The organism is Hamadaea flava (assembly GCF_024172085.1).
In the GTDB taxonomy this organism is placed as follows: domain Bacteria; phylum Actinomycetota; class Actinomycetes; order Mycobacteriales; family Micromonosporaceae; genus Hamadaea; species Hamadaea flava.
The window spans coordinates 2,475,800-2,497,055 of record NZ_JAMZDZ010000001.1 but is presented as its reverse complement, the minus strand read 5'-3'; the positions used below and the strand labels follow the sequence as shown (position 1 = coordinate 2,497,055).

Here is a 21,256-nt window from a genome sequence, read left to right as displayed (position 1 = left end):
CCTGGGTACATTCGACAGGTACCTGACGAAGGTGAGCCTGGCAGATTGTCAGGTCCCTGTCAATTGCGTGGCGTGGAGGATGGTGGCATGGGAACGTTCCTCTCGGAGCCGGGATCGCTGGCCTTCCAGGTCCGCACCGCGTGGCTGGGCCTACGCGGGGCGCTGAACGCCGAGCTCAAGGCGTACGGGCTCTCCACTCCGCAGTACGCCACGCTCATGATCCTCGAAGCGCATCCGGGATCGTCCAACTCCGACGTCGCCCGCGCCTGTGCGGCGACGCGGCAGGCCGCGAACGAGATGCTGACCGCGTTCGAGCGCGACGGGCTCATCGAGCGACGGCCGCACCCCACCGATCGGCGTACGCACCAGCTGTTCCTGACCGACGCGGGCCGGCGGCGGCTGGCCGAGGCCAGGGTCGCCGCCGCTCGATGGGAAGAGGAGATCGAAGCCGGGTTCTCCGCCGAAGAGCGCGCCACCGTACGCAAGTGGCTCGAAGGGGTCTCCGGCGCCTGCGCGCTCTCAGACGAGGGCTAGGTAGTCCACGACCTCTTCGTAGGTCCGCGCGGTGATCGCGACGTAGCCGTCGGGGCGTACGAGGACGAAGGGCGCTTCGCCGGCCGTCGTCCGACTGACCCGGACGTCGTCGCGAGGCGCCGGTACTTCGTGCGGCGTGAACAGGGTGAAATGTGGGCCCCTCATGACGTCGAATCGGGTCGTCGTCGTGCCGTCGGGCCGGTGGATTCTGCCGTTCGGCAGCCGATCGCCGCCGTGCTCGCCGCGCGCCAGCGGGCCACCCCGGTAGGTCAGCATGAGCTGGCTAGTCTCCGCGTCGCGCTTGAACGCCTTCGTGCTGCCGCCCCGGGCCGCCTGGTCGAGCAGGCGGGTACTGAGGCCGAGGATGCGCTCGGCGATCGGCTTGCGCTCGGCCTCATAGGTGTCCAAAAGGGACTCCGAAGCGCCCGCGAGCACCCGGGCGAGCTTCCACCCCAGGTTGTACGCGTCCTGCACGCCCGTGTTGAGGCCCTGCCCGCCGGCGGGGGAGTGCACATGCGCCGCGTCTCCGGCCAGGAAGACGCGCCCGACCCGATACCGGTCGACCATGCGGATGTTCACCCGATACACCGACGACCAGGTGACCTCCTTGAGCTCGACATCCCGGCGGCCGGTGCCCTCGGCGACGATCCGCTGGAAGTTCGCGAACGACAGATCCGGCTCGACGCCGACCGGCAGCGGCGCGGTGAGCTGGAAGGTGTCCGTGTTCGGCAACGGGCACAGGCCGACCTTCAACTGCCGCTTCAGGAGGTTGACGTAGATGCGCCAGGCGTCGCGCTCCAGCCCCTCGATCCGCACGTCGCCGAGGATCATCCGCTCCTCGTCCCGCGTCTCGCCGACGAAGCCGACGCCGAGGGTCTTGCGGACCACGCTGCGGCCGCCGTCCGCGCCCACGAGATAGCGCGCTCGGACGGTCTCGGTCTCGCCGTTTTCCTTCAGTAGCACCGCGGTCACGCCGTCGGCGTCCTGCGCGAACTCGGCCAGCTCCACCCCGGACTCGACCCGGCCGCCGAACTCGGCCAGCCGATCACGCAGAACGCGCTCGACCCGCCACTGCGGCTGCATGATCGTCATCGGGTACGGCACCGCCTCGGACGGCTCCTGCTGCTTGTGCATGTGCGCCTTCCAGATCGGCACGCGCCCGGCGTAGATCCGGATCAAGGGGTAGACCGCGCCGGTCGCGAGGATCTCGTCGATCACCCCGAGGTCGTCGAAGACCTCCAAGCTGCGTGGCTGCAACCCCTTGCCCCGCGAACCGGCCCGATACGCCTGATCGGCGTCCACGCCACGGCCGGCGGTGTCCCGCTCCACGATGCGGACGGCGACACCCCGCCGGGCCAGGTCGACGGCGAGGGTGAGCCCGGTCGGCCCGGAGCCGACGATGAGTACGTCCGTTGTCATGCCTCAAACCCTGACCCGGCCCACTGACATCCCGCTGACACCCCCTGACACCCCCGGCTCGCCCCCCGTTGTTTCCGCGCGATCATGAACTAACGGTCGTGATCAACCGGCGTGTCGTGTCCACCGCGCCCTGATCAACTCCGCGACGGACTGATCAACTCCGGCGACCGGCGACCGGCGACCGGCGACCGGCGACCGGCGAGCGGCGACCGGCGAGCGGCGAGCGGCGAGCGGCGAGCGGGGCGAGCGGGGCGAGCGGGGCGAGCGGGGCGAGCGGGGCGAGCAGGGCGAGCAGGGCGAGCAGGGCGAGCAGGGCGAGCAGGGCGAGCAGGGCGAGCAGGGTTCAGCGGGGGAGGCGCGCGGTTCGCAGCGCGGGGAGCGCGACGCAGCCGACGGCGGCGACCAGTTCGAGTGCGCCGCTCACCGTCATGGCGGGCACCAGTCCGAACAGGTCAGCGGCCCAGCCCGCGGCGGCCATCACGAGCGGCGTGAGACCCAGGTTCGCCAGCGAGTTGACGCTCGACACCCGCCCCCGGTACGCGTCATCGGTGGCGGACTGCGTCAGCGAGCCGAGCAGGATGCCGGCCGGTCCGCTGGTGAGCCCGGCGACGGCGGTCGCGGCGACGGCGAGCGGGAGGCTGTTCGTGACGGCGGGGATGACGACGGCGATTCCCTGTAGGGCGAAGCACACCGCGGCGATCGGGCCGATGTGGCGTACGGGGCGGCGGCGGAGCATGACGAGCCCGGCCAGGATGGCGCCGACGCCGAAGCCGGACAGCAGCAGCCCGACGCCGGTCGCGCCCCAGCCGGACGACTGCGACGCCAACGCCAGGCCGACGTTCATCGGGCCGACGAAACCGAGGTTGCCGAGCAGTCCGACGAGCAGTGTCGCCCGCAGTTCGCGGTGTCCGGCGATGTACCGCAACCCTTCCCGCAGAGCGCCCTTCGTCCCATCCGATGTGGACTTCGTGGCGGCCGGAGCGGGCCGGAGCGAGCGAAGGGCGAGGACGGAGATCCCGAAGGTGACCGCGTTGACCGCCAACGCCGTCGGCAGGCCGCCGGTCGCCACCAGGATGCCGCCCAGCGGTGCGCCCAACGTCAGGGCCAGCCGGTTCACCGTCGACGTCAGGGCGTTGGCTCCGGCGTACTGGGTGGGGTCGAGCAGCCGTGGTTGCAGCGCTCCGGCGGCGGGAAGGAAGACCGCGTCCGCCGCGCCGAACGCGAGGGCCACCACGACCAGCAGCAGTACGCTCGGCTGCCACACCGCGACGGCCGCGGCGGCGACGCAGATCAGTCCGCGTACGACATCGCTGTGGACCATGAGGCGACGCGGATCCCGGCGGTCCACGAGGACGCCGCCGAAGAGCATGAGCGCCAGCCGGGGCAGCGCGCTGACCGACAGCAGCACCCCGGCGACCCCGGGGGAGGCGATCTGCACGGCCGCCCAGGAGAGCGCGACGTACCAGACCTGGTCGCCGAGGACGGAGACGGCCTGGCCGGTGGCGTACCGCCGGAACTGGGCGACCCGATAGGCCGGGACGACGGTGGGGGCAGGGGTGTCGAGCACGGCGGTCATGCGGGGTCACGGCCTTTCGGGGAAGGAGTGCAGGAAGAGGAAGACGTTCTGGCGGTCGCCGCCGACCGGGAGGTCCCGCGTACGCGCGGCCCAGTCCTGCACGACGGTCAGCAGCTCGCGGTTCAGCTCGGCGAGTTCGGCGGCGGTCAGCCGGAGGAAGGAGTCGCTGCTCATCGCGGCCTGCTGCCACTCGGCCGGCCAGTCGGCACGGGACTGCTCATAGCGGCGTACGCGTTCGAACTCGTCGATCACCATCTGGGCCTTCGCCGCCGACGCCACCGCCGCGCCCTCGGGGCCGGCGAGTTCGAGGCTGGACCAGGAGACCGCGCCGGGCACCAGCCGCCACCAGCGTTCGCGACGATCCCGGGCCAGCTCCGGCACGTCCTCGACGAACCCGCGCTTGGCCAGTTCTCGCAGGTGGTAGCTGGTCTGGCCGGGGTCGGTGCCCAGCCGTTTGGACAGCTCACCACCGGTGGCCGGGCCGATCTGGGCCAGCAGCCGGTAGATCTTCTGCCGGATCGGCTGGGCCAGCCCTTTGAGGATCTCCGGATCGGTGATGTCGCGCGTCATGAGAAGACCGTAGAAAGATCCGCAGAATTGCACAAGGTTCCTACTGGATCTTATGGCGTTCGATGTCGTCAGGGTGTGAGAGGGTTGCGAGGTGGGAGAGCGAACGGTGCCGGTCGAGCTGCTGGCGCATCTGCGGCGAGCGCGCGACCACATCGACCGCCACTATCAGGAGCCGCTCGCCCTGGAGCAGATCGCGGCGGTCGCCGGGGTGTCCAAGTTCCATTTCACGCGCTGTTTCGAGGCGACCTATGGGGAGACGCCGATCCGTTACCTCACCCGCCGCCGCATCGAACGGGCGCAGGACCTGCTCCGGGTGGCCAACCTGACGGTCACCGAGATCTGCATGATCGTCGGGTTCAGCAGCCTCGGCTCGTTCAGCACCCGATTCACCCGGCTCGTGGGGGAGACGCCGACGGCGTACCGGAACCGGTGGGCCGAGCGCGGCGGGCCGCACATGCCCGGCTGCTACCTGTTCATGCGCGGAGTCTTCGACCACACGAAGACCGCCGGACCCGATCGGGCGGGCTGAGGCGCGGCGGGTCGCGCTGGGGCGCAGCCGAGCAATCTGAAAGAAGCGGCCCGACCGGGGCCCCGGCTTACGGTGAACCCATGATTACGAACATCTCGCTGGTCACGGTGTACTGCCTCGACCAGGACAAGGCTCGCGACTTCTACGTGGACGTGCTCGGCTTCGAAACGCGTACCGACGCCACCATGGCGGGCTTTCGCTGGGTGACGCTCGGCCACCCGAGCCAGCCCGAGCTGGAGGTCACGCTGATGGTTCCGGGTCCGCCGCTGAACGACGAGGCCGCCGCGTTCTATCGCCGCCAGTTGGAGAAGGGCGAGATGGGCGGGCTGGGCCTGCGCGTGGACGACTGCCGTAAGACCTATGAGGAGCTGGTGGACAAGGGCGTGACGTTCCTCCAGGAGCCAGCCGACCGTCCGTACGGCGTCGAGGCGGTCATGCGGGACAACTCCGGCAACTGGCTGGTCCTCGTCCAGCCCAAGCAGTTCGACCCGGCTGATCTCCAGTGAACCGCCGCCGACCGCCGGCGAAAATGAGCTGAGTGGCCTGGGTCACACGCGAACCCGGCGCAGGAACAGAAACGGACCGGGAGGACTTGAGCCTGTCACGCTCAACTAACGTGATGGCAGGTGCTCCCATGACGACCCTCCCGGTCCTTCCCCTGAACGACGCCGTGCTCCTGCCCGGCATGGTCATCAGCGTGACCCTCGACCCCAGTACGCAGGCCGCCGTGGACGCGGCCCGAGCGGCCGGCGACAAGACCCTCCTCGTGGTGCCGCGCCTCGACGGCGACTACGCGACGCACGGCGTCACCGCGATCATCGAGAAGTCCGGCCGGCTGGCCGGCAGTGGCGAACCCGCCGCCGTTCTCCGCGGCGTCTCCCGCGCCCGGATCGGCTCCGGCGTACCGGGGCCCGGGGCGGCGTTGTGGGTGGAAGCCGACATCCTCACCGACGCCCCCGTCACCGGCAAGACCCGTGAGCTGGCCCGCGAGTACAAGGCCCTGCTGACCTCCCTGCTTCAGCAGCGGGGTGCCTGGCAGGTCATCGACGCGGTCGACCGCATCACCGACCTTGCCGAGCTGGCCGACACCGCCGGGTACGCACCCTGGCTGACCTTGCCGCAGAAGATGGAGCTGCTGGAGTCGGCCGACGTCACCCATCGGCTGGAGCAGCTCATCGGCTGGGCCCGCGAGCACCTCGCCGAGCAGGAGATCGCCGAGCAGATCGGCAACGACGTCCGCGAGGGGATCGAGAAGTCCCAGCGCGAGTTCCTGTTGCGCCAGCAGCTCGCCGCGATCCGCAAGGAACTGGGCGAGGACGAGCCCGAAGGCTCGGCGGACTACCGCTCCCGCGTGGAGGCGGCCGACCTGCCCGAGAAGGTACGCGAGGCAGCCCTGCGCGAGGTCGACAAGCTCGAACGGGCCTCCGACGCCACGCCGGAGGCGGGCTGGATCCGGACCTGGCTCGACACCGTCCTCGACCTGCCGTGGAACACGCGTACCGAGGACAACACGGATCTGGCCGCGGCGCGGGCGGTGCTCGACGCCGACCACGCGGGGCTGTCCGACGTCAAGGACCGCATCATCGAGCACCTCGCCGTACGCAATCGCCGGGCCGCCAAGGGTCTGCAGACCGTCGGCGGACGGGGCTCCGGCGCCGTCCTTGCCCTCGCCGGGCCGCCCGGGGTCGGCAAGACCAGCCTCGGTGAGTCCGTCGCCCGGGCGCTCGGCCGGAACTTCGTCCGCGTCTCGCTCGGCGGCGTACGCGATGAGGCGGAGATCCGGGGCCACCGGCGTACCTATGTCGGCGCTCTGCCGGGCCGGTTGGTCCGGGCGCTGCGCGAAGCCGGTTCGATGAACCCGGTGATCCTGCTGGACGAGGTGGACAAGGTGTCGGCGGGGTACGCCGGCGACCCGGCCGCGGCCCTGCTGGAGGTCCTCGACCCGGCGCAGAACCACACGTTCCGCGACCACTACCTGGAGGTCGACCTCGACCTGTCGGACGTGCTGTTCCTGGCGACCGCCAACGTCGTCGAGAGCATCCCCGGCCCGCTGCTGGACCGGATGGAGCTGGTGACCCTGGACGGCTACACCGAGCAGGAGAAGGTCGCGATCGCCCGCGATCACCTGCTGCCGCGGCAACTCGACCGGGCCGGGCTCACCGCCGACGAGGTGACCGTCACGGACGAGGCACTGGGCAAGGTCGCCGCCGAGCACACCCGTGAGGCAGGCGTACGACAGCTTGAGCGTGCCCTGGCGAAGATCCTGCGTAAGGCTGCTGTGAAGCTGGCCGCCGACGCGGAGCCGATCAGTGTCGGAGCCGACGAGCTGAAGGATTACCTGGGCCGGCCGAGGTTCACCCCGGAGTCGGCGGAGCGGACCGCGACGCCCGGCGTGGCCACCGGTCTCGCGGTGACCGGAGCGGGCGGCGACGTGCTGTTCATCGAGGCGACCGCGATGGACGGGGAGCCGGGCCTGACCCTGACCGGCCAGCTCGGCGACGTCATGAAGGAGTCGGCGCACATCGCGCTGTCCTACCTGCGTTCGCACGGCCGTGAGCTGGGGCTGGACCCGAACGTGCTGGCGGGCAAGCGGATCCATCTGCACGTTCCGGCGGGCGCGGTGCCCAAGGACGGCCCGAGCGCGGGCATCACCATGGTGACCGCGTTGGCCTCGCTCGCCGCGGGCCGCCCGGTACGCCCCGAGTTCGGGATGACCGGCGAGGTCACCCTGGCGGGGCGGGTCCTGCCGATCGGCGGCGTGAAGCAGAAGCTGCTCGCCGCGCACCGTGCGGGGCTGACCGAGGTGATCATCCCGGCGCGCAACGAGCCGGACCTGGACGATCTGCCGACCGAGGTGCGTGACGTGCTCAAGGTGCACGTGCTGGCCGACGTCGCGGACGTCCTGAAGCTGGCGCTCGCGCCGGCCGCCTCGATCAACGACGATCGCGACCTCGTCACGGTCTGACCTCGGGGCGGATCAGGGTTCCCGGCCGGATCATGGAGCATGATTCGACGGGGAACCCTGATCCAGCCAGGAAGAGTCGAGCAGCCCTCCGCCACGCGTCGTATGGTGTCTCCACCATGAACCTGGGGAGGGCCGCTCATGCGCCGAATCGCGTATCTCGCCGTCGCCGTGCTGATGCTCGGCGTCGGGGCCTGCACGTCGGACGACAAGAAGCCGGAGGCCGCACCGTCGGCGTCGGCGGCGTCGCCCTCGCCGTCGGTTCAGGTGAGCCCGACGCCGCCCGCCGGGGTCGACATCAAGGGCCCGCTCAACATCCTGATCGCCGGGATCGACAACCGCGAGAGCATCCCCAACTGGATCCCGCGGTCGGACGCGCTGATGATCCTGCACGTCAACGCCGATCTGTCGAAGGCGTACCTGACGTCGCTGCCGCGGGACCTCGTCGTGAACGTCCCGGCGTTCCCGCCCGCGAAGTTCGGCGGTGAACGCACCAAGCTGACCCACGCCATGATGTACGGCTCCCGCGTGCCGGGCACGAAGAAGCCCAGCGTGCAGCAGGGCTATCAGCTCATGGCCAAGACGGTCAGCGGTTACACCGGCATCCCGAAGTTCGACGGCGGTGCGGTGCTCACCTTCCGCGGCCTGACCAAGCTGGTCGACGCGCTCGGCGGGATCGACGTCTACGTCGACCAGAAGGTCGTCTCCATTCACCGGCAGCCCGACGGCAAGGTCCGGCCCGGGTGCTCGCGGTGCGAGCACGGCTACTCGGGGCCGCGCATGACCTACAACGTCGGCAACATGCACATGGTGGGCTGGCAGGCCCTCGACTACGCCCGTCAGCGGTACACCAACGGCGGCGACTACACGCGTCAGCGGCACCAGCGCCAGATCATCGAGGCCGCCGTCGGCAAGATCCTCCAGGGCGACTTCCTCAGCAACCCGGCCTCCATCGACAAGGTGGTGGGCGCGCTCGGCGAGATGCTCACCGTCGTCGGGATGCAGCCGGTGGCCTTGGCGTACGCCTTGCGCAACCTGACACCGCAGTCGATCACGCAGGTCGGGTTGCCCGGCAGCGGGGCGTACAGCGGCAGCCGCTACATCGGGGAGAACCTGTCGAGCGCGCCGCAGAAGAGCTACTTCCAGGCGTTGCGGCAGGACAAGCTGGACGCGTGGGCGGCCGCGAACAAGAAGTACGTCAACGTGGGCTCGCCGCAGGGCTAAACCTGGTTGCGCCGCACGGGCCGGGCGTGATGTCGTTCGGCCCGTGAGTGATCTGTCCGCGGCCAACGTCGCCGCCCTGGCCCACGTCACCGGGGTCGCCCGGGCTGCCGCATCGGCTGCCCAGGAGCGGCTGCGGGACGTGCCGGACGCCGGCGACCTGATCGCGCTGATCCGGGCGTCCGGGCGGGTGACGTTGAACTTCCACCCGGATCGGATCGCCACCGGCGGGCTGACCGTCGCCGAAGCGCTCGCGGCCGACGGCCGCTACCGGAGTCAGTACGAGACCGGAATCTCCAACGGCAGCCGATCCGCGTTCCTCGGCGGCGACCGCGACGGCTGGGAGCTGACCCTGTTCGGGGCGGCGTATCACGGCGACGGAGTGCGCTCGGCCGACCGGCCCAAATACGGTGCCCTGAACCTCGGCGGGTACGCCGACGGCGCCGCGCCCCGGTTCGGCTCCTGCCATGTCCGGCTGCGGCCGGAGGTCAACGACCGCTGCACGTTCACCTTCCACGACAGCCACCTCGGCCCGGCCGACATCGGGACGACGGCCGCCTTCGAGCCGGTTCTCGCGGCGTACCTGGCGGAAGGCGGCTCGACGGAGCTGCTCCGCGGGCTTGCCGAGCGACGCTTCGACCCGGCGGCGGCCGGCCGGGTGCTCGACGACTACATCGAGGCCCAGGTGCACGGGGTGGTCGACCTCGCCACCGACGCGGAGGCGATCGTCGCCGACCCCTCGTTCCAGGGCACCGCCACGGGGTCCGCCTTGGCCAAGGCGGCTGCCGACGCCGGGATCGAGCTGTTGTGGCACCGCGGTTTCACGCTCTCGCCGTCCGATCTGGACGACGAGTTCCGAGGGCCGGAGGCGCCCCCGTTCGCTGCCCACGTGTGTGCGCTCTATGGAGTGGAGAGCTTCGATGCCGAGATCGTCGGCCGAGCCGCCCAGTCCATCGTGCGTACGCCGGGGAACTGGGCAGACTTCGGGGCCGACCTCGAGGTCCTCCAGTTGATCAAGTATCTTTGGCACACTCTGGTCGCATTCGGGCGACCGCTTGAAAGGAACGCATGACTCTCGCGTACGACGTCACCGGTGACGGTCCCGCCCTCGTTCTGCTGCACTCCTCGGTCTGTGACCGCCGGATGTGGCAGCCCTTCGAAGCCCCCGGCTTCACCCAGGTCCGCCCCGACTTCCGGGGTTTCGGCGAAAGCCCGATGCCGACCAGCGAATGGAACAACGCCGAGGACGTCGTCGCCCTCGTCGACTCGCTCGGAATCGACCGGTTCTCGCTGGTCGCCGCCTCGATGGGCGGCCGGGTCGGGCTGGAGATCGCGGCCCGGTGGCCGTCCCGGGTGTCCTCGCTCGTCCTGCTCTGTTCGGCCCTGCGCGGATTCCCCTCGACGCCGGACGCCGACGAGTTCGACGAGCAGGAGGAAGCCCTGCTGGAGAAGCGGGACCTGGACGCGGCGGTCGAGCTGAACGTGCGTACCTGGCTCGGCCCGCTGGCGACAGACGAGACGAAGGCTCTCGTCGCGACCATGCAGCGGAACGCCTTCGAGGTTCAGATCGACGCCCCCGAGGTGGGGCCGCGTCATGAGGCGTTCGACCTCAGTGCGATCACGGCGCGTACGCTCGCCGTCTCCGGCGATCACGACTTCGAGGTCTTCGCGAACATCGCCGACCACGTCGCCGAGCAGGTCCCGGGTACGCAGCGGGTGTCGCTCGACTGGGCCGGGCACCTGCCCAGCCTGGAAAGCCCCGAGCGCCTCAACCCGCTGGTGCAGGACTTCCTCCGCGCCTGACCGACCTTCCCACTGATCACCTCCGCTCGCGGCGTTGACCGGCCGCCTGCGGAGTTGATCAGGCCCCTGCGGAGTTGATCAGGGTGCTTCGGACACGACACGCCGGTCGATCATGGCGATAAGTTCATGATCGCGCAGAAAGCATCCGGGCGGGGAGCGCGTGGGGTCAGGCTTCGAGGATGACGGCTAGGCCCTGGCCTACGCCGATGCAGATCGCGGCCAGGCCGTAGCCGCCGCCCTGTCGGCGCAGCTCGTATGCCAGTTGCCCGAGGATGCGCCCGCCGGACGCGCCGAGGGGATGGCCGATGGCGATCGCGCCGCCGTTGACGTTGACGATCGCCGGGTCGAGCTGTGGCCAACTGGCCAGGCAGGCCAGCGACTGGGCGGCGAACGCCTCGTTCAGCTCGACCGCCTTGATGTCGGACCAGCCGATGCCGGCCCGGCGCAGGGCGGTCTCGGCCGCCTCGACCGGCCCGATGCCGAACACGTCGGGGTCGACGGCGGCCGCGCCGCGTCCGGCGATCCGGGCGAGCGGGGTGATCCCGAGCCGGTCAGCCGCCGCCTGGGAGCCCAGGAGCACGGCGGAGGCGCCGTCGTTGAGCGGCGAGGCGTTGCCGGCCGTCACCGTCCCGTCTGGGCGGAACACCGGCTTGAGCTTGGCCAGCGCCTCGGGTGTCGTGTCGGGGCGGATGCTCTCGTCACGGTCCAGGGTCGTGCCGGGGACGGGCACCACGTGGCCGGCGTAGAACCCGGCGGTCCAGGCGCGGTCGGCGGCCTGGTGGCTGCGCAACGCGAAGGCGTCCTGCTCGGCCCGGCCGATCTGGAACTTGCCCGCGAGCAGCTCGGTGCTCTCGCCGAGCGACACCGTCCACTGTGGCGGCATGGCCGGGTTCACCATGCGCCAGCCGAGCGTGGTCGAGTGCAGCGTCTCGTGCCCCTGCGGGAATCCCTTGCCCGGCTTGAGCATGACCCAGGGGGCACGGCTCATCGCCTCGACGCCACCGGCGACGATCAGATCGGCGTCGCCGACCGCGATCGTGCGCGACGCCTGCATCGCCGCGTCGAGCCCGGAGCCGCACAGCCGGTTGACCGTCGTCCCCGGTACGCTCGTCGGCCAGCCCGCCAGCAGCGCGGCCATCCGGGCGACGTTCCGGTTGTCCTCCCCGGCCTGGTTGGCGTCGCCGAGGTAGACCTCGTCGACGGTCGCCGGATCGAGTCCGGTGCGGTCGGCGACCGTACGCAGGACGTGCGCCGCCAGGTCGTCGGGGCGTACGCCGGACAGGGCGCCGCCGTAGCGGCCGAACGGGGTGCGGACGGCGTCGAGCAGGAAGACCTCGGTCACGCCGCCAAGCGTAAGGTCAGCCCTGGGTGGAGTGGTAGACCGCGAACACGGCTCCCTGCGGATCCCGGATGCAGGCGAACCGGCCGGTGTCCGGGATGTCGCTGGCCGGGACGATGATCGTGCCGCCGAGCTGCTCCGCCTGGGCGACCGTGGCGTCGACGTCCGGTACGCCGAAGTACAGCAGCCAGTGCGGCCCGACCTCGGGCGGATAGTGCCCGGCCATCTCCATCATGCCGCCGAAGTCCTGGCCGTCCAGGCCCCACTGGGTGTAGGTCTCGCCGCCCATGTCCCCGTCGGTCGCCGACCATCCGAAAACGGTGGAGTAGAAGTCGCGGGCGGCTTTGGCGTCCCGGGTCGCCAGCTCGGTCCACACCAGGGTGCCGTCCTCGTCGATGCGTTCCGACCCGGGGAAGGCCCGGCCCTGCCATAGTGAGAAGGCCGCGCCACTCGGATCCGTGACGAACGAGAACCGGCCGGAGTCGAAGATGTCGACCGGCTCCATGAGCACGTTCCCGCCGGCTCGGCGGACGGCCTCGGTGCTGGCGTCGACGTCGGTGACGCCGATCGACATGGTCCAGGCGACCGGCTGATCCGGCTGCATGAGCGGGGACAGTCCGCCGATCGCTTCGTCCCCGAGCTTGGTCATGCCGTAGCCGCCCGCCTCGGCGCGCGGATCGATTTCCGCGGTCCAGCCGAATAGTCCGCCGTAGAAGCGGGTGGCGGCGGCGGTGTCGGAGGTCGAGAGCTCGACGTAGCAGGGTCGGCCCACCAGGGGCTTCGTCACCTTCATGGGTCTGATTCTCGCAGCGAGGTTGGTTGATCACCGCACAACCGGGGATAATGGATCATTGGGATAAATTTCGGATTCCTGGCAGAATGAGCCGCGCATGCGTGACCGGGTGATGCTGGCGTACGCCGTCGGCATGTTCGTGCTAGGTGGGGCGTTTTACGCCCTGCCGTCCGCGCATGTCGTGATCTGGTCGCTGATCGGATTCGGCGCGGCAGCGGCCATCCTGTTCGGTGTCTGGCGCAATCGGCCCCGGCGGCGTGCGCCTTGGCTGTGGCTGGCCCTGGCGCTGACCACCTTCTGTGCCGGCGACTTCGCGTACGAGATGCTCGTCCGGTACGGCGGCCAGCAGAACCCATTCCCGTCGATCTCCGACTTCCTCTACCTGATCACCTTCGTCTTCCTGGGCATCGGAGTGTTCGGGCTGACCCGGTCGGGCTCCGGCGGGCAGAACCGCAGTGCCGCCCTCGACGCGATGATCGTCACCGTCGCCATCGGCCTGCTCGGCTGGCTCTACCTGATCGGCCCCCGGCTGACGGCCCCCGACCTGACCACCCTCCAGCGGTTCATCTCGATTGGCTATCCGCTCGGCGACCTGGTCCTGCTGCTGGTCGGCGTACGCCTGGTGACGGCGATCCGGCCGAATCCGAGTTCGGTGCTGCTCCTGGTCGGCCTGGGCGGGACGCTGACGGCCGACGTGCTCTACGGGCTGGCCCAGCTCAAGGGGGACTGGGCCACCGGTGGGCCGGTCGACATCGGCTGGATCGTCTTCTACGCGTGCTGGGGCGCGGCCGCGTTGCACCCTTCGATGGTCCAGCTGACCGAGCCCCGGGCGGTGCGCCCGAGGCAGATGGGCGTACGCCGTCAGCTGTGGCTGTCGCTGCTGGTGCTCATCCCGCTGGTGCTCCTGCTGGTCGAGACGATCACCGGGCAGAGCTCGGAGTACGACGTCGTCATCGTGGTCTTCCTGGGCGCCACCTTCGTCCTGGCCCTGGTCCGGCTGTTCGGCGTGATCAACAGCTATCGGCGCAACACCCTGCGCGGACGCGGGATCCGCGAGGCGGGCAGCGCACTGCTCTCGGCCACCTCCACCGCCGAAGTCGAGTCCGCGCTCCGGTTGGCCGCCGCGCAGTTGCTGGCCCCGGGCACGCCTCACCGCGTACACGTGGTGATGAATGACGGCAGTGCCCCCGATCTGTTCGCGCGCCAGCCCGCGGACGGCGCCCGGCTGGCCTACACGCGGACCTTGCCGCCCGACGTGGCCGCGGCGCTGGGTGACTTCGAGATCACGTTGATCTGCCCGATGGGCCTGCCGGAGCGGTTCTCCGGCGAGCCGACCATCGGCGTGCTGCTGGTGGCGGCGGACGAGATGGCCCTCGGCCAGATCCAGATCTCGATGGAGCTGGTGGCGGCGCAGGCCGCGCTGGCGATGGAGCGGATCCTGCTGGGCGCGGAGGTCGCCCGCCGGACCAGCGAGGAGTACTTCCGCACGCTGGTGCAGAACACGACGGACGTGATCCTGATCCTGGAACCGGACGGCGACCACATCCGGTACGCGAGCCCGTCCGCGCGGACCGTGTTCGGCACGGACCTGGCCGGCGTGCGCCTGAGCGAACGGCTGGCGGTGCCCGAGGCGGACCTGGCGCGCATGCTCGCCCAATGCGGCGGCGACGTGCCCGCGGACTGGACCGTACGCCGCCCGGACGGCATCGAGGTGCAGGTCGAGGCGTCCTGCCGGGATCTGCGCACAGACCCCACCGTCGGCGGCCTGGTGCTGACCATGCGCGACGTGACCGACCAGCGGCGGTTGCAGGCCGAGCTGACCTTCCTGGCCTTCCACGACGCGCTGACCGGCCTGGCGAACCGCGTGCTCTTCAACGACCGCATCCGGGCGGCCGTCGCCGCCGCGCAGGACACCGATGACATCGTCGGAGTGCTCTTCCTCGACCTCGACGACTTCAAGATCGTCAACGACACCTTCGGCCACGAGTACGGCGACCGGCTGCTGCTGGAGGTGAGCAGGCGGCTCACCATGACCCTGCGGCCGCAGGACACCGCCGCCCGCATCGGCGGCGACGAGTTCGCGGCGTTGATCGGCGACGCGCCCAGCGTCGAGGCGATCGACCAGATCGCCGAGCGCATCATCGAAGCGCTGGCCGAGCCGTTCACCATCGACGAGCGCGTCGTCTCCGGCCGGGCCAGCATCGGCGTCGCGACCAGCGCGGACAACCCGGACGGGCAGGACCTGCTGCGGCAGGCCGACCTCGCGCTGTACGTCGCCAAGAACGCCGGGAAGGGGCAGTGGCGGCGGTACGACCCGTCGTTGCACACGGCGATGGTGCGCCGGCTGGAACTGCGAGCCGCGTTGGACGAGGCCGTCGCGGCGGGTGCGCTCACCCTGGAGTACCAGCCGATCGTCGACCTGCGCTCGGGGCTGACCGCCGGCTTCGAAGCCCTCGTCCGCTGGGAGCACCCCGAACGCGGCCGGCTGCTGCCGGACAACTTCATCGAGGTCGCCGAGGAGAGCGGGCTCATCGTGCCGATGGGCACCTGGGTGCTGCGCCAGGCGCTCGCCGAGGCCGCGGCGTGGCAGCGGGCCACCCGGGACGCGCCGTACGTGAGCATCAACGTTTCCGTCCACCAGTTCCGATCGCCCGGCTTCGTCGCCGGCGTACGCCGAGCGGTGGCCGACGCCGGCGTGCCTCCCGACCGGCTCCTGTTGGAGATCACCGAGAGCCTGCTGCTGCGCGACGACGACCAGATCTGGGACGACCTCGTCGAACTGCGGCGAGCCGGCATCAGGGTGGCCATCGACGACTTCGGCACCGGCTACTCGTCCCTGAGCTACCTGCGGCACGTCCCGCTCGACGCCCTCAAGATCGACCGGCTGTTCACCAGTACGATCGCCTCGTCCGGCCAGCAGGCGGTGCTGGTCGACGGAATCATCCGGCTCGCCCAGACGCTCGGCCTGCAGGTCATCGCCGAAGGCATCGAGCGACCGTCCGAACGCGACATGCTCGCCCGGTTCGGCTGCCGCTACGGCCAAGGCTTCCTGTTCTCCCCGCCGTTGTCGGCGGAGCAGGCGCTGGAGTGGCTGACCGCCACCCCAGCGACAGTGCTGTCGGGCCGGTAGCCGTCTCTCAGGGGTGCGTTCGCGGTATCGCGAGGAGATCCAGGATCAGCGCGGCGGTCCAGCTGAACTCCGGCGTCCCGATGCCCTCGCCGGTCGTGGGATGGAAGTACTCGAAGCATCCCGAGCGGTCCACCACCGACAGCATCGCCTGGCGCAGGGCCTCGGCCTCGGCCGCGTACCCGTGCCCGGCGAAGCCGCGGCGCAGCAGCCAGTTCACGTTGATCCAGACCGGGCCGCGCCAGTAGCGCAGCGGGTCGAAGTCCGGCGCCGTGCGGTCATAGCTCGGGACCGGCACGGGGCTGAGCCCGAAGCGCGCGGAGGCGGCCTGATCGGCCAGCGACGCCGCGACCCTCGCGGGCAGTCCCGGCAGGATCAGCGGCATCAAGCCGTTGACACAGCGGGCTTTCGATCGCTTGCCGGTACGCACATCGAGCGTGTGGAACAAGCCGGTCTCGGGATCGTAGAGGCGCTCGATCATGGCCTGGGTGATGCCGGCGGCCCGTTCCCGATGGGGGCCCGGGTCGGCCCCGACGACCGCGGCGATCTCGGCCAGCGCCAGTTCCGCGTCGGCGGTCAGCGCGTTGAAGGCTGGGCACTCGACCACGAAACCGTGCCGTTCGAGCAGATCGAAGTCCTGGTAGCCGTTGTCGCGATAGGACGCCGCCAACGCGATGTACCGGGCATAGTCGGCATTCGTCGGCCGGTGGGTGGCGACCGAGACCTGCACGTCGCGGCGCTGATACCGGTCGAGCACCCGGACGTCGGCGGGCAGCTGGGCCAGGGCGTCGTCCCAGGACGGGCTGTTGTCCAGACCGGACTCCCAGGGGTGCACGATGCTGGCCAGCCCTGCTCCGCCCGCGTCGCGGTGCTTGAGCAGGTACTCCTGCTGGGCCACCAGGCGCGGATAGAGCCAGCGCAGCTCCTCCGCGTCCGGAGCGACCCGGTGGATCATCCGGGCGGCGAGCGCGTGCACCGGCGGCTGGACGATGCCGGTCGTGCGGATGTGGCTCGGCCCGCCGGGTAGCGGCGGCACGTCCCAGAAGGCGGGGCCGGGGAAATAGTCCTTCTCGTTCACGCCCGGGTCGAAGACGATGTGCGGTACGCGACCGTCCGGCCACTGCGCCGTGAAGAGGCTGCGCAGGTCGCGCCAGGCTCGGTCGGGGGCGACGTGGGCGAGTCCGATGCTGATGAACGCCGCGTCCCAGCTCCATTGATGGGGGTAGAGGGTCCGGGAGGGGACCATGTGGTCGCCGGACCAGTTGCCTCGCAGAACCGTTTCAGCGGTACGCCGAAGCCGGTCGAGGTCGACGGGTTGATGATCGTGATCTTCTGTGCTGGCTTGCTCCACCCCTCTCATCGTTGTGCAGCTCAGAAGGGTCCGCCAGTGGACTCGCCGTCGATCACGCTGCCGATGCGTACCCTTTTGTCCGCCGAACCGGTGAAGCGCGGTCGGGCGCCTGTCGGCGGGCCGCCGGAATACGGGCCACCACCTGCCGCTGCGTGGCCGTCGTGATCGACCGGCCCGCCGAGGCAGGATCGGCGATCATCTAATCCGGACAGATCGCGTGATTTCGATCACCCGATCATTCGCCGCGTTCGAAGAAACAGATCTCGCTGTTGTCGGTGTCGCCCCACAGATAGACGATCTCGTCCTCCTGGGCCCGCCACGTCTGCAGATGCTCGCCGTAGGGGGCGTACTTGAGCAGGAGGTCCTGATAGGGGTCGAGGGTCTCCGGATCGCCCAGCGACCAGGTGCCCGCCCCGCCGCCGCCCGCGCTGCTTCCGCTGCCTTCCTCGCCTTCCAGGCATTTCGCGAGGCCCTCGGTCCGAAACGTCATGTCACCGTTAAGGGTGATACGTGCGCCTTCATCGCTGACCCACGTCCCGACGACGTCGGCCGCCTCGATGTCCGGAGAGGGGCCGATCGGCGCCCAGTTTCCGCAGCAACAGGCGCATCCGCCGAGCAGCGTCAGCAGTGCCGCCCAGCGCGCGACCGAGATCGGCATTCGCATGGGCGCCACTGTAGGGCGCGACATGCTTTGCGCGCTTGCCCTGCGCGTACTGCATCAAAGTGGGACAGTATTGGCATGTCGCTAGGTCAGGGTGTCCTGCGGATGACCTTCACCAGGCCCTCCTGGGCGGTCGCACGCTCCTACAAGGACACAGTTCCGGTCCTCGTCGTCGACGGCGTCCGGCGTACCGTCGTGAGCTGGGCGCCTGAGGCGGTGCCGGTCCCGGCCGGTCCCCACCGTGTCCGGGTCGCCGTCGTCCCCCGAGCCGGCACCGGCGCCCCCACCAAGGAGTACGCCCCCGCCGAAGCCGCGGTCACCGTGGGCGTCGGCGCTCAGCTGTACGTCGAGTACCGCGCTCCCCGGATGCCGGGTCAGGACGGCAGGCTGCGCGTCGTCTCCGCCAAAGCGTTCGGCGACTGACGCAGCCGGGGCCTCAGCGGAAACCGTCGCGGAAGCGGCGGAAGAAGCCGCCTTCCATCGGCAGCGGCCGGTCCGGCGGTGGCGCCTCCTTGCGCTGCCGCGCCACCGGCTGGTCGTAGTCGGTGCGGGCGATCGCGTCGACGACCTGCTCCTCGGTGAAGTCCTCGGAGCCGTCGATGTGCGGCACGAAGCCGACCAGCATCCCGTCCCGGAGCACTTGCGCCTCCAGTCCGGCGGTGCCGTCGGTGTCCCAGAGCGCCTCGCGGCCGTCCGGCAGCGCGATGCGTACGCCGACCTTGCGGAAGCCGCCGCCGAGGGACAGGTGGGCGGGGACGCCTCGATCGCGGAGCGCGTCGACGACGCGCCGGGCTCGGTTCTCGTCCATGTCGATGAAGATATCCCGACTGCCTGTGTGCGGGCTGACTGCACTCCTTGCGGCTCGCCCGAGAGAATCCCCGGCTACACTCTGCGTCCATGTCGCGCATTCCGGACAGGGCCCAGGTCGTCGTCGTGGGTGGCGGCGTCGTCGGCACCAGTATCGCGTACCACTTGGCGAAGCTCGGCTGGACCGACGTGGTGCTGGTGGAGCGCGACAAACTGACGTCCGGGACGACGTGGCACGCCGCGGGCCTGATGGTGACGTTCGGGTCGATGTCGGAGACGTCGACCCGCTGGCGGCAGTACAGCCGGGACCTCTACCGCGACCTGGAGGCGGAGACCGGGCTGGCCACGGGCCTCAAGCAGGTCGGGTTCATCGAGGTCGCGGCGGACGAGGGGCGGCTGGAGGAGTACCGCCGGGTCGCGGCCTTCAACCGCCTGCTCGGGGTCGACGTCCAGGAGATCTCGCCGCGCGAGATCCACGAGCTGTTCCCGCTCGCGCGCACGGAGGACCTGCTCGCGGGGTTCTACGTCGCCGACGACGGGCGGGTCAATCCGGTCGACGTGACCATGTCGCTCGCCAAGGGCGCGCGCCAGCGCGGAGTCAAGATCATCGAGGGACTTCCGGTCACCGGCTTTCGCACGTCCCATGGTCGAATTCAAGGGGTACGCACACCGGAAGGCGACATCGAAGCCGAGTACGTGGTGAACGCGGCCGGCATGTGGGCCCGCCAACTGGGCGAACTGGCCGGGGTGAACATCCCGCTCCAGGCGGCCGAGCACTACTACCTGATCACCGAGCCGATCGCGGAGGTGCACGGCGACCTGCCCGTGCTGGAGGACCCGTCGTCCTACGGGTACTACCGCGAGGAGGGCGCCGGCCTGATGGTCGGCCTGTTCGAGACCGAGTGCGCGCCGTGGAACGTCGGGCGCATCCCGGACGGCTTCTCCTTCGGCGAACTGCCCCCGGACTGGGAGCGGATGGGGCCGTACCTGGAGAAGGCGATGCGGCGGGTGCCGATCACCCTCGACCGGGGCGTCAAGAAGTTCTTCTGCGGGCCCGAATCGTTCACGCCCGACCTCGCGCCCATCATCGGCGAGGCCCCGGAACTGCGGAACTACTTCGTGGCCGCCGGGCTGAACTCGATCGGCATCCTGACCGGCGGCGGGCTCGGCCGGGCGGTCGCGCAGTGGATCGTCGACGGCCGCCCCGACTGGGACGTCACCGGCGTCAACATCGATCGGCTGCACCCCTACCAGCGGAACCCGGAGTACCGGGCGACGCGTACGGTCGAATCGCTGGGCATGGTGTATCAGACGCACTATCCGGGTCGCTCGATGCAGACCGCCCGGGGTGCCAAGGTGTCGCCGTTCCACTCGCGACTGGCGGCGAAGGGTGCGTACTTCAAGGACGTCAGCGGGTGGGAGAGCCCCGACTGGTACGCCCCGCCCGGCGTCGAGCCGGTCGTCGAAGAGCTGTCCTGGGGGCGGCAGAACTGGTTCCCCTATTGGGAAGCCGAGCACAAGGCGGCCCGCGAGGGCGTGATCCTCATGGACATGAGCTTCATGGCGAAGTTCCTCGTGCAGGGGCGCGACGCCGGAGCCGTGCTCGAAGAGCTGTCGGCCAACCGTGTCTCCACTGAGGACGGCCTGCTGACCTATACGCAGTGGCTCAACGAGGGCGCGACCCTCGAAGCCGACCTCACGGTGACCCGCCTCGCCGAAGACCGGTTCTGGGTGGTCGCCAGCGACACCGCGCATCGGCACGTGCTGACCCGGTTGCAGCGGTTCTGCTCCGACTCGCACGCCTTCGTCACCGACGTCACCGGGGCGTACGCGCAGATCAACATCCAGGGACCGCTGTCCCGCGCGCTGTTGGCCGACGTGACGTCGGCGGACATGTCGAACGAGGCGTTTCCCTATCGGGCCGCGCAGGAGATCGACCTCGGCTTCGCCCGGGTCCTCTGCATCCGGATCACCTACCTCGGCGAACTCGGCTACGAGCTGTACATTCCGGCCGAACAGGCGCTGCACGTCTACGACCGGCTCGTCGCGGCGGGGGAGCGGCACGGCCTCGTGCACGCGGGCCTGAAGGCGCTGTCCAGCCTGCGGATGGAGAAGGGCTACCGGGACTACGGCCACGACATCGACAACACCGACAACGTGTACGAGGCGGGACTCGGCTTCGCCGTGGCCCTGGACAAGCCCTCGTTCGTCGGCCGTTCCGCTGCGCTGGCGCTGAAGGAGGCCGGTACGCCGCACCGACGGCTCGTCCAGGTGCTCCTCAGCGACCCCAAGCCGCTGCTCTTCCACGGCGAGGTGCTGCGGCGGGACGGCGTACCGGTCGGGTATGTGCGCGCCGCCTCCTACGGGTTCACCGTCGGCGGCGCGGTCGGCCTCGCGATGGTCGAAGCCGACCGTCCGGTCACCGCCGCGTACCTGGACGACGCCGAGTGGAGCGTGGAGATCGCGGGCTCGATCCAGCCCGCCCGTGTCTCCCTCCGCCCGCTCTACGACCCCACCCACACCCGCATCCGCTCCTAACCCCCGCTTGGGCGTTGATCATGGAG

Annotated in this window: 18 protein-coding genes; 10 read left to right on the top strand and 8 right to left on the bottom strand. The window is 70.2% G+C overall.

Going from position 1 to position 21,256, the window contains the following annotated elements:
* Positions 1–87 precede the first annotated feature (87 nt).
* Positions 88–534: a MarR family winged helix-turn-helix transcriptional regulator gene (locus HDA40_RS11735; protein WP_253754918.1), complete on the top strand. Its 447-nt coding sequence runs from the start codon at positions 88–90 to the stop codon at positions 532–534.
* Here HDA40_RS11735 and HDA40_RS11730 read toward each other — a convergent pair.
* The 3 genes from HDA40_RS11730 to HDA40_RS11720 form a co-directional block, all read right to left on the bottom strand.
* On the bottom strand, positions 520–1,953 hold the full coding sequence (locus tag HDA40_RS11730) for an FAD-dependent monooxygenase (RefSeq protein WP_253754916.1): 1,434 nt from the start codon (positions 1,951–1,953) through the stop codon (positions 520–522). The two genes, HDA40_RS11735 and HDA40_RS11730, sit on opposite strands and share 15 nt — an antisense overlap.
* Before the next feature lie 343 nt (positions 1,954–2,296).
* Positions 2,297–3,529: an MFS transporter gene (locus HDA40_RS11725; RefSeq protein ID WP_253754914.1), complete on the bottom strand. Its 1,233-nt coding sequence runs from the start codon at positions 3,527–3,529 to the stop codon at positions 2,297–2,299.
* Between the two features lie 6 nt (positions 3,530–3,535).
* Positions 3,536–4,099, bottom strand: coding sequence for an ArsR/SmtB family transcription factor (locus tag HDA40_RS11720; protein ID WP_253754912.1), 564 nt, complete (start codon positions 4,097–4,099; stop codon positions 3,536–3,538).
* 91 nt (positions 4,100–4,190) lie between these two features.
* Here HDA40_RS11720 and HDA40_RS11715 point away from each other — a divergent pair, with 91 nt between their 5' ends.
* The 6 genes from HDA40_RS11715 (at position 4,191) to HDA40_RS11690 (ending at position 10,614) form a co-directional block, all read left to right on the top strand.
* The gene (locus HDA40_RS11715; protein ID WP_253754910.1) at positions 4,191–4,628 is read left to right on the top strand and encodes a helix-turn-helix domain-containing protein; all 438 of its coding nucleotides are present in this window, start codon (positions 4,191–4,193) and stop codon (positions 4,626–4,628) included.
* 80 nt (positions 4,629–4,708) lie between these two features.
* Positions 4,709–5,134 carry a VOC family protein gene (locus HDA40_RS11710; protein WP_253754908.1) on the top strand — a complete coding sequence of 142 codons (426 nt, stop codon included), beginning with the start codon at positions 4,709–4,711 and terminating at the stop codon, positions 5,132–5,134.
* A 128-nt stretch (positions 5,135–5,262) separates the two neighbouring features.
* Positions 5,263–7,593, top strand: a complete 2,331-nt coding sequence (lon, locus tag HDA40_RS11705) for an endopeptidase La (protein WP_253754906.1) — start codon at positions 5,263–5,265, stop codon at positions 7,591–7,593.
* Between the two features lie 138 nt (positions 7,594–7,731).
* The gene (locus HDA40_RS11700; protein WP_253754904.1) at positions 7,732–8,814 is read left to right on the top strand and encodes an LCP family protein; all 1,083 of its coding nucleotides are present in this window, start codon (positions 7,732–7,734) and stop codon (positions 8,812–8,814) included.
* A 43-nt stretch (positions 8,815–8,857) separates the two neighbouring features.
* On the top strand, positions 8,858–9,883 hold the full coding sequence (locus tag HDA40_RS11695; protein WP_253754902.1) for a DUF3626 domain-containing protein: 1,026 nt from the start codon (positions 8,858–8,860) through the stop codon (positions 9,881–9,883).
* A complete protein-coding gene (locus tag HDA40_RS11690) occupies positions 9,880–10,614 on the top strand; it encodes an alpha/beta fold hydrolase (protein ID WP_253754900.1) in 735 nt (244 codons plus the stop codon). The genes HDA40_RS11695 and HDA40_RS11690 overlap by 4 nt, the downstream gene beginning before the upstream one ends.
* A gap of 166 nt (positions 10,615–10,780) precedes the next feature.
* Here the strand turns inward: HDA40_RS11690 and HDA40_RS11685 are convergent, their stop codons facing one another.
* Positions 10,781–11,956 carry a thiolase family protein gene (locus HDA40_RS11685; protein WP_253754898.1) on the bottom strand — a complete coding sequence of 392 codons (1,176 nt, stop codon included), beginning with the start codon at positions 11,954–11,956 and terminating at the stop codon, positions 10,781–10,783.
* Between the two features lie 16 nt (positions 11,957–11,972).
* Positions 11,973–12,746 (bottom strand): VOC family protein, encoded by a 774-nt coding sequence (locus HDA40_RS11680; protein ID WP_253754896.1) that lies wholly within the window; start codon positions 12,744–12,746, stop codon positions 11,973–11,975.
* A 97-nt stretch (positions 12,747–12,843) separates the two neighbouring features.
* Here HDA40_RS11680 and HDA40_RS11675 point away from each other — a divergent pair, with 97 nt between their 5' ends.
* A complete protein-coding gene (locus tag HDA40_RS11675; RefSeq protein WP_253754894.1) occupies positions 12,844–15,876 on the top strand; it encodes a putative bifunctional diguanylate cyclase/phosphodiesterase in 3,033 nt (1,010 codons plus the stop codon).
* A gap of 7 nt (positions 15,877–15,883) precedes the next feature.
* Here HDA40_RS11675 and HDA40_RS11670 read toward each other — a convergent pair whose 3' ends face one another.
* Both HDA40_RS11670 and HDA40_RS11665 read right to left on the bottom strand, forming a co-directional pair.
* Positions 15,884–17,224, bottom strand: coding sequence for an MGH1-like glycoside hydrolase domain-containing protein (locus HDA40_RS11670; RefSeq protein ID WP_308197692.1), 1,341 nt, complete (start codon positions 17,222–17,224; stop codon positions 15,884–15,886).
* Positions 17,225–17,459: 235 nt separating this feature from the next.
* Complete coding sequence (locus HDA40_RS11665; RefSeq protein WP_253754893.1) at positions 17,460–17,882, bottom strand: hypothetical protein; 423 nt, start codon at positions 17,880–17,882, stop codon at positions 17,460–17,462.
* 81 nt (positions 17,883–17,963) lie between these two features.
* On the opposite strand from HDA40_RS11665, the gene HDA40_RS11660 reads away from it, so the two are divergent.
* Positions 17,964–18,308: a hypothetical protein gene (locus HDA40_RS11660; protein ID WP_253754891.1), complete on the top strand. Its 345-nt coding sequence runs from the start codon at positions 17,964–17,966 to the stop codon at positions 18,306–18,308.
* Positions 18,309–18,321: 13 nt separating this feature from the next.
* On the opposite strand, the gene HDA40_RS11655 is transcribed toward HDA40_RS11660, so the two are convergent.
* Positions 18,322–18,693 carry a hypothetical protein gene (locus tag HDA40_RS11655; RefSeq protein ID WP_253754889.1) on the bottom strand — a complete coding sequence of 124 codons (372 nt, stop codon included), beginning with the start codon at positions 18,691–18,693 and terminating at the stop codon, positions 18,322–18,324.
* 89 nt (positions 18,694–18,782) lie between these two features.
* Here HDA40_RS11655 and HDA40_RS11650 point away from each other — a divergent pair, with 89 nt between their 5' ends.
* On the top strand, positions 18,783–21,230 hold the full coding sequence (locus HDA40_RS11650) for a GcvT family protein (protein WP_253754887.1): 2,448 nt from the start codon (positions 18,783–18,785) through the stop codon (positions 21,228–21,230).
* Positions 21,231–21,256 lie beyond the last annotated feature (26 nt).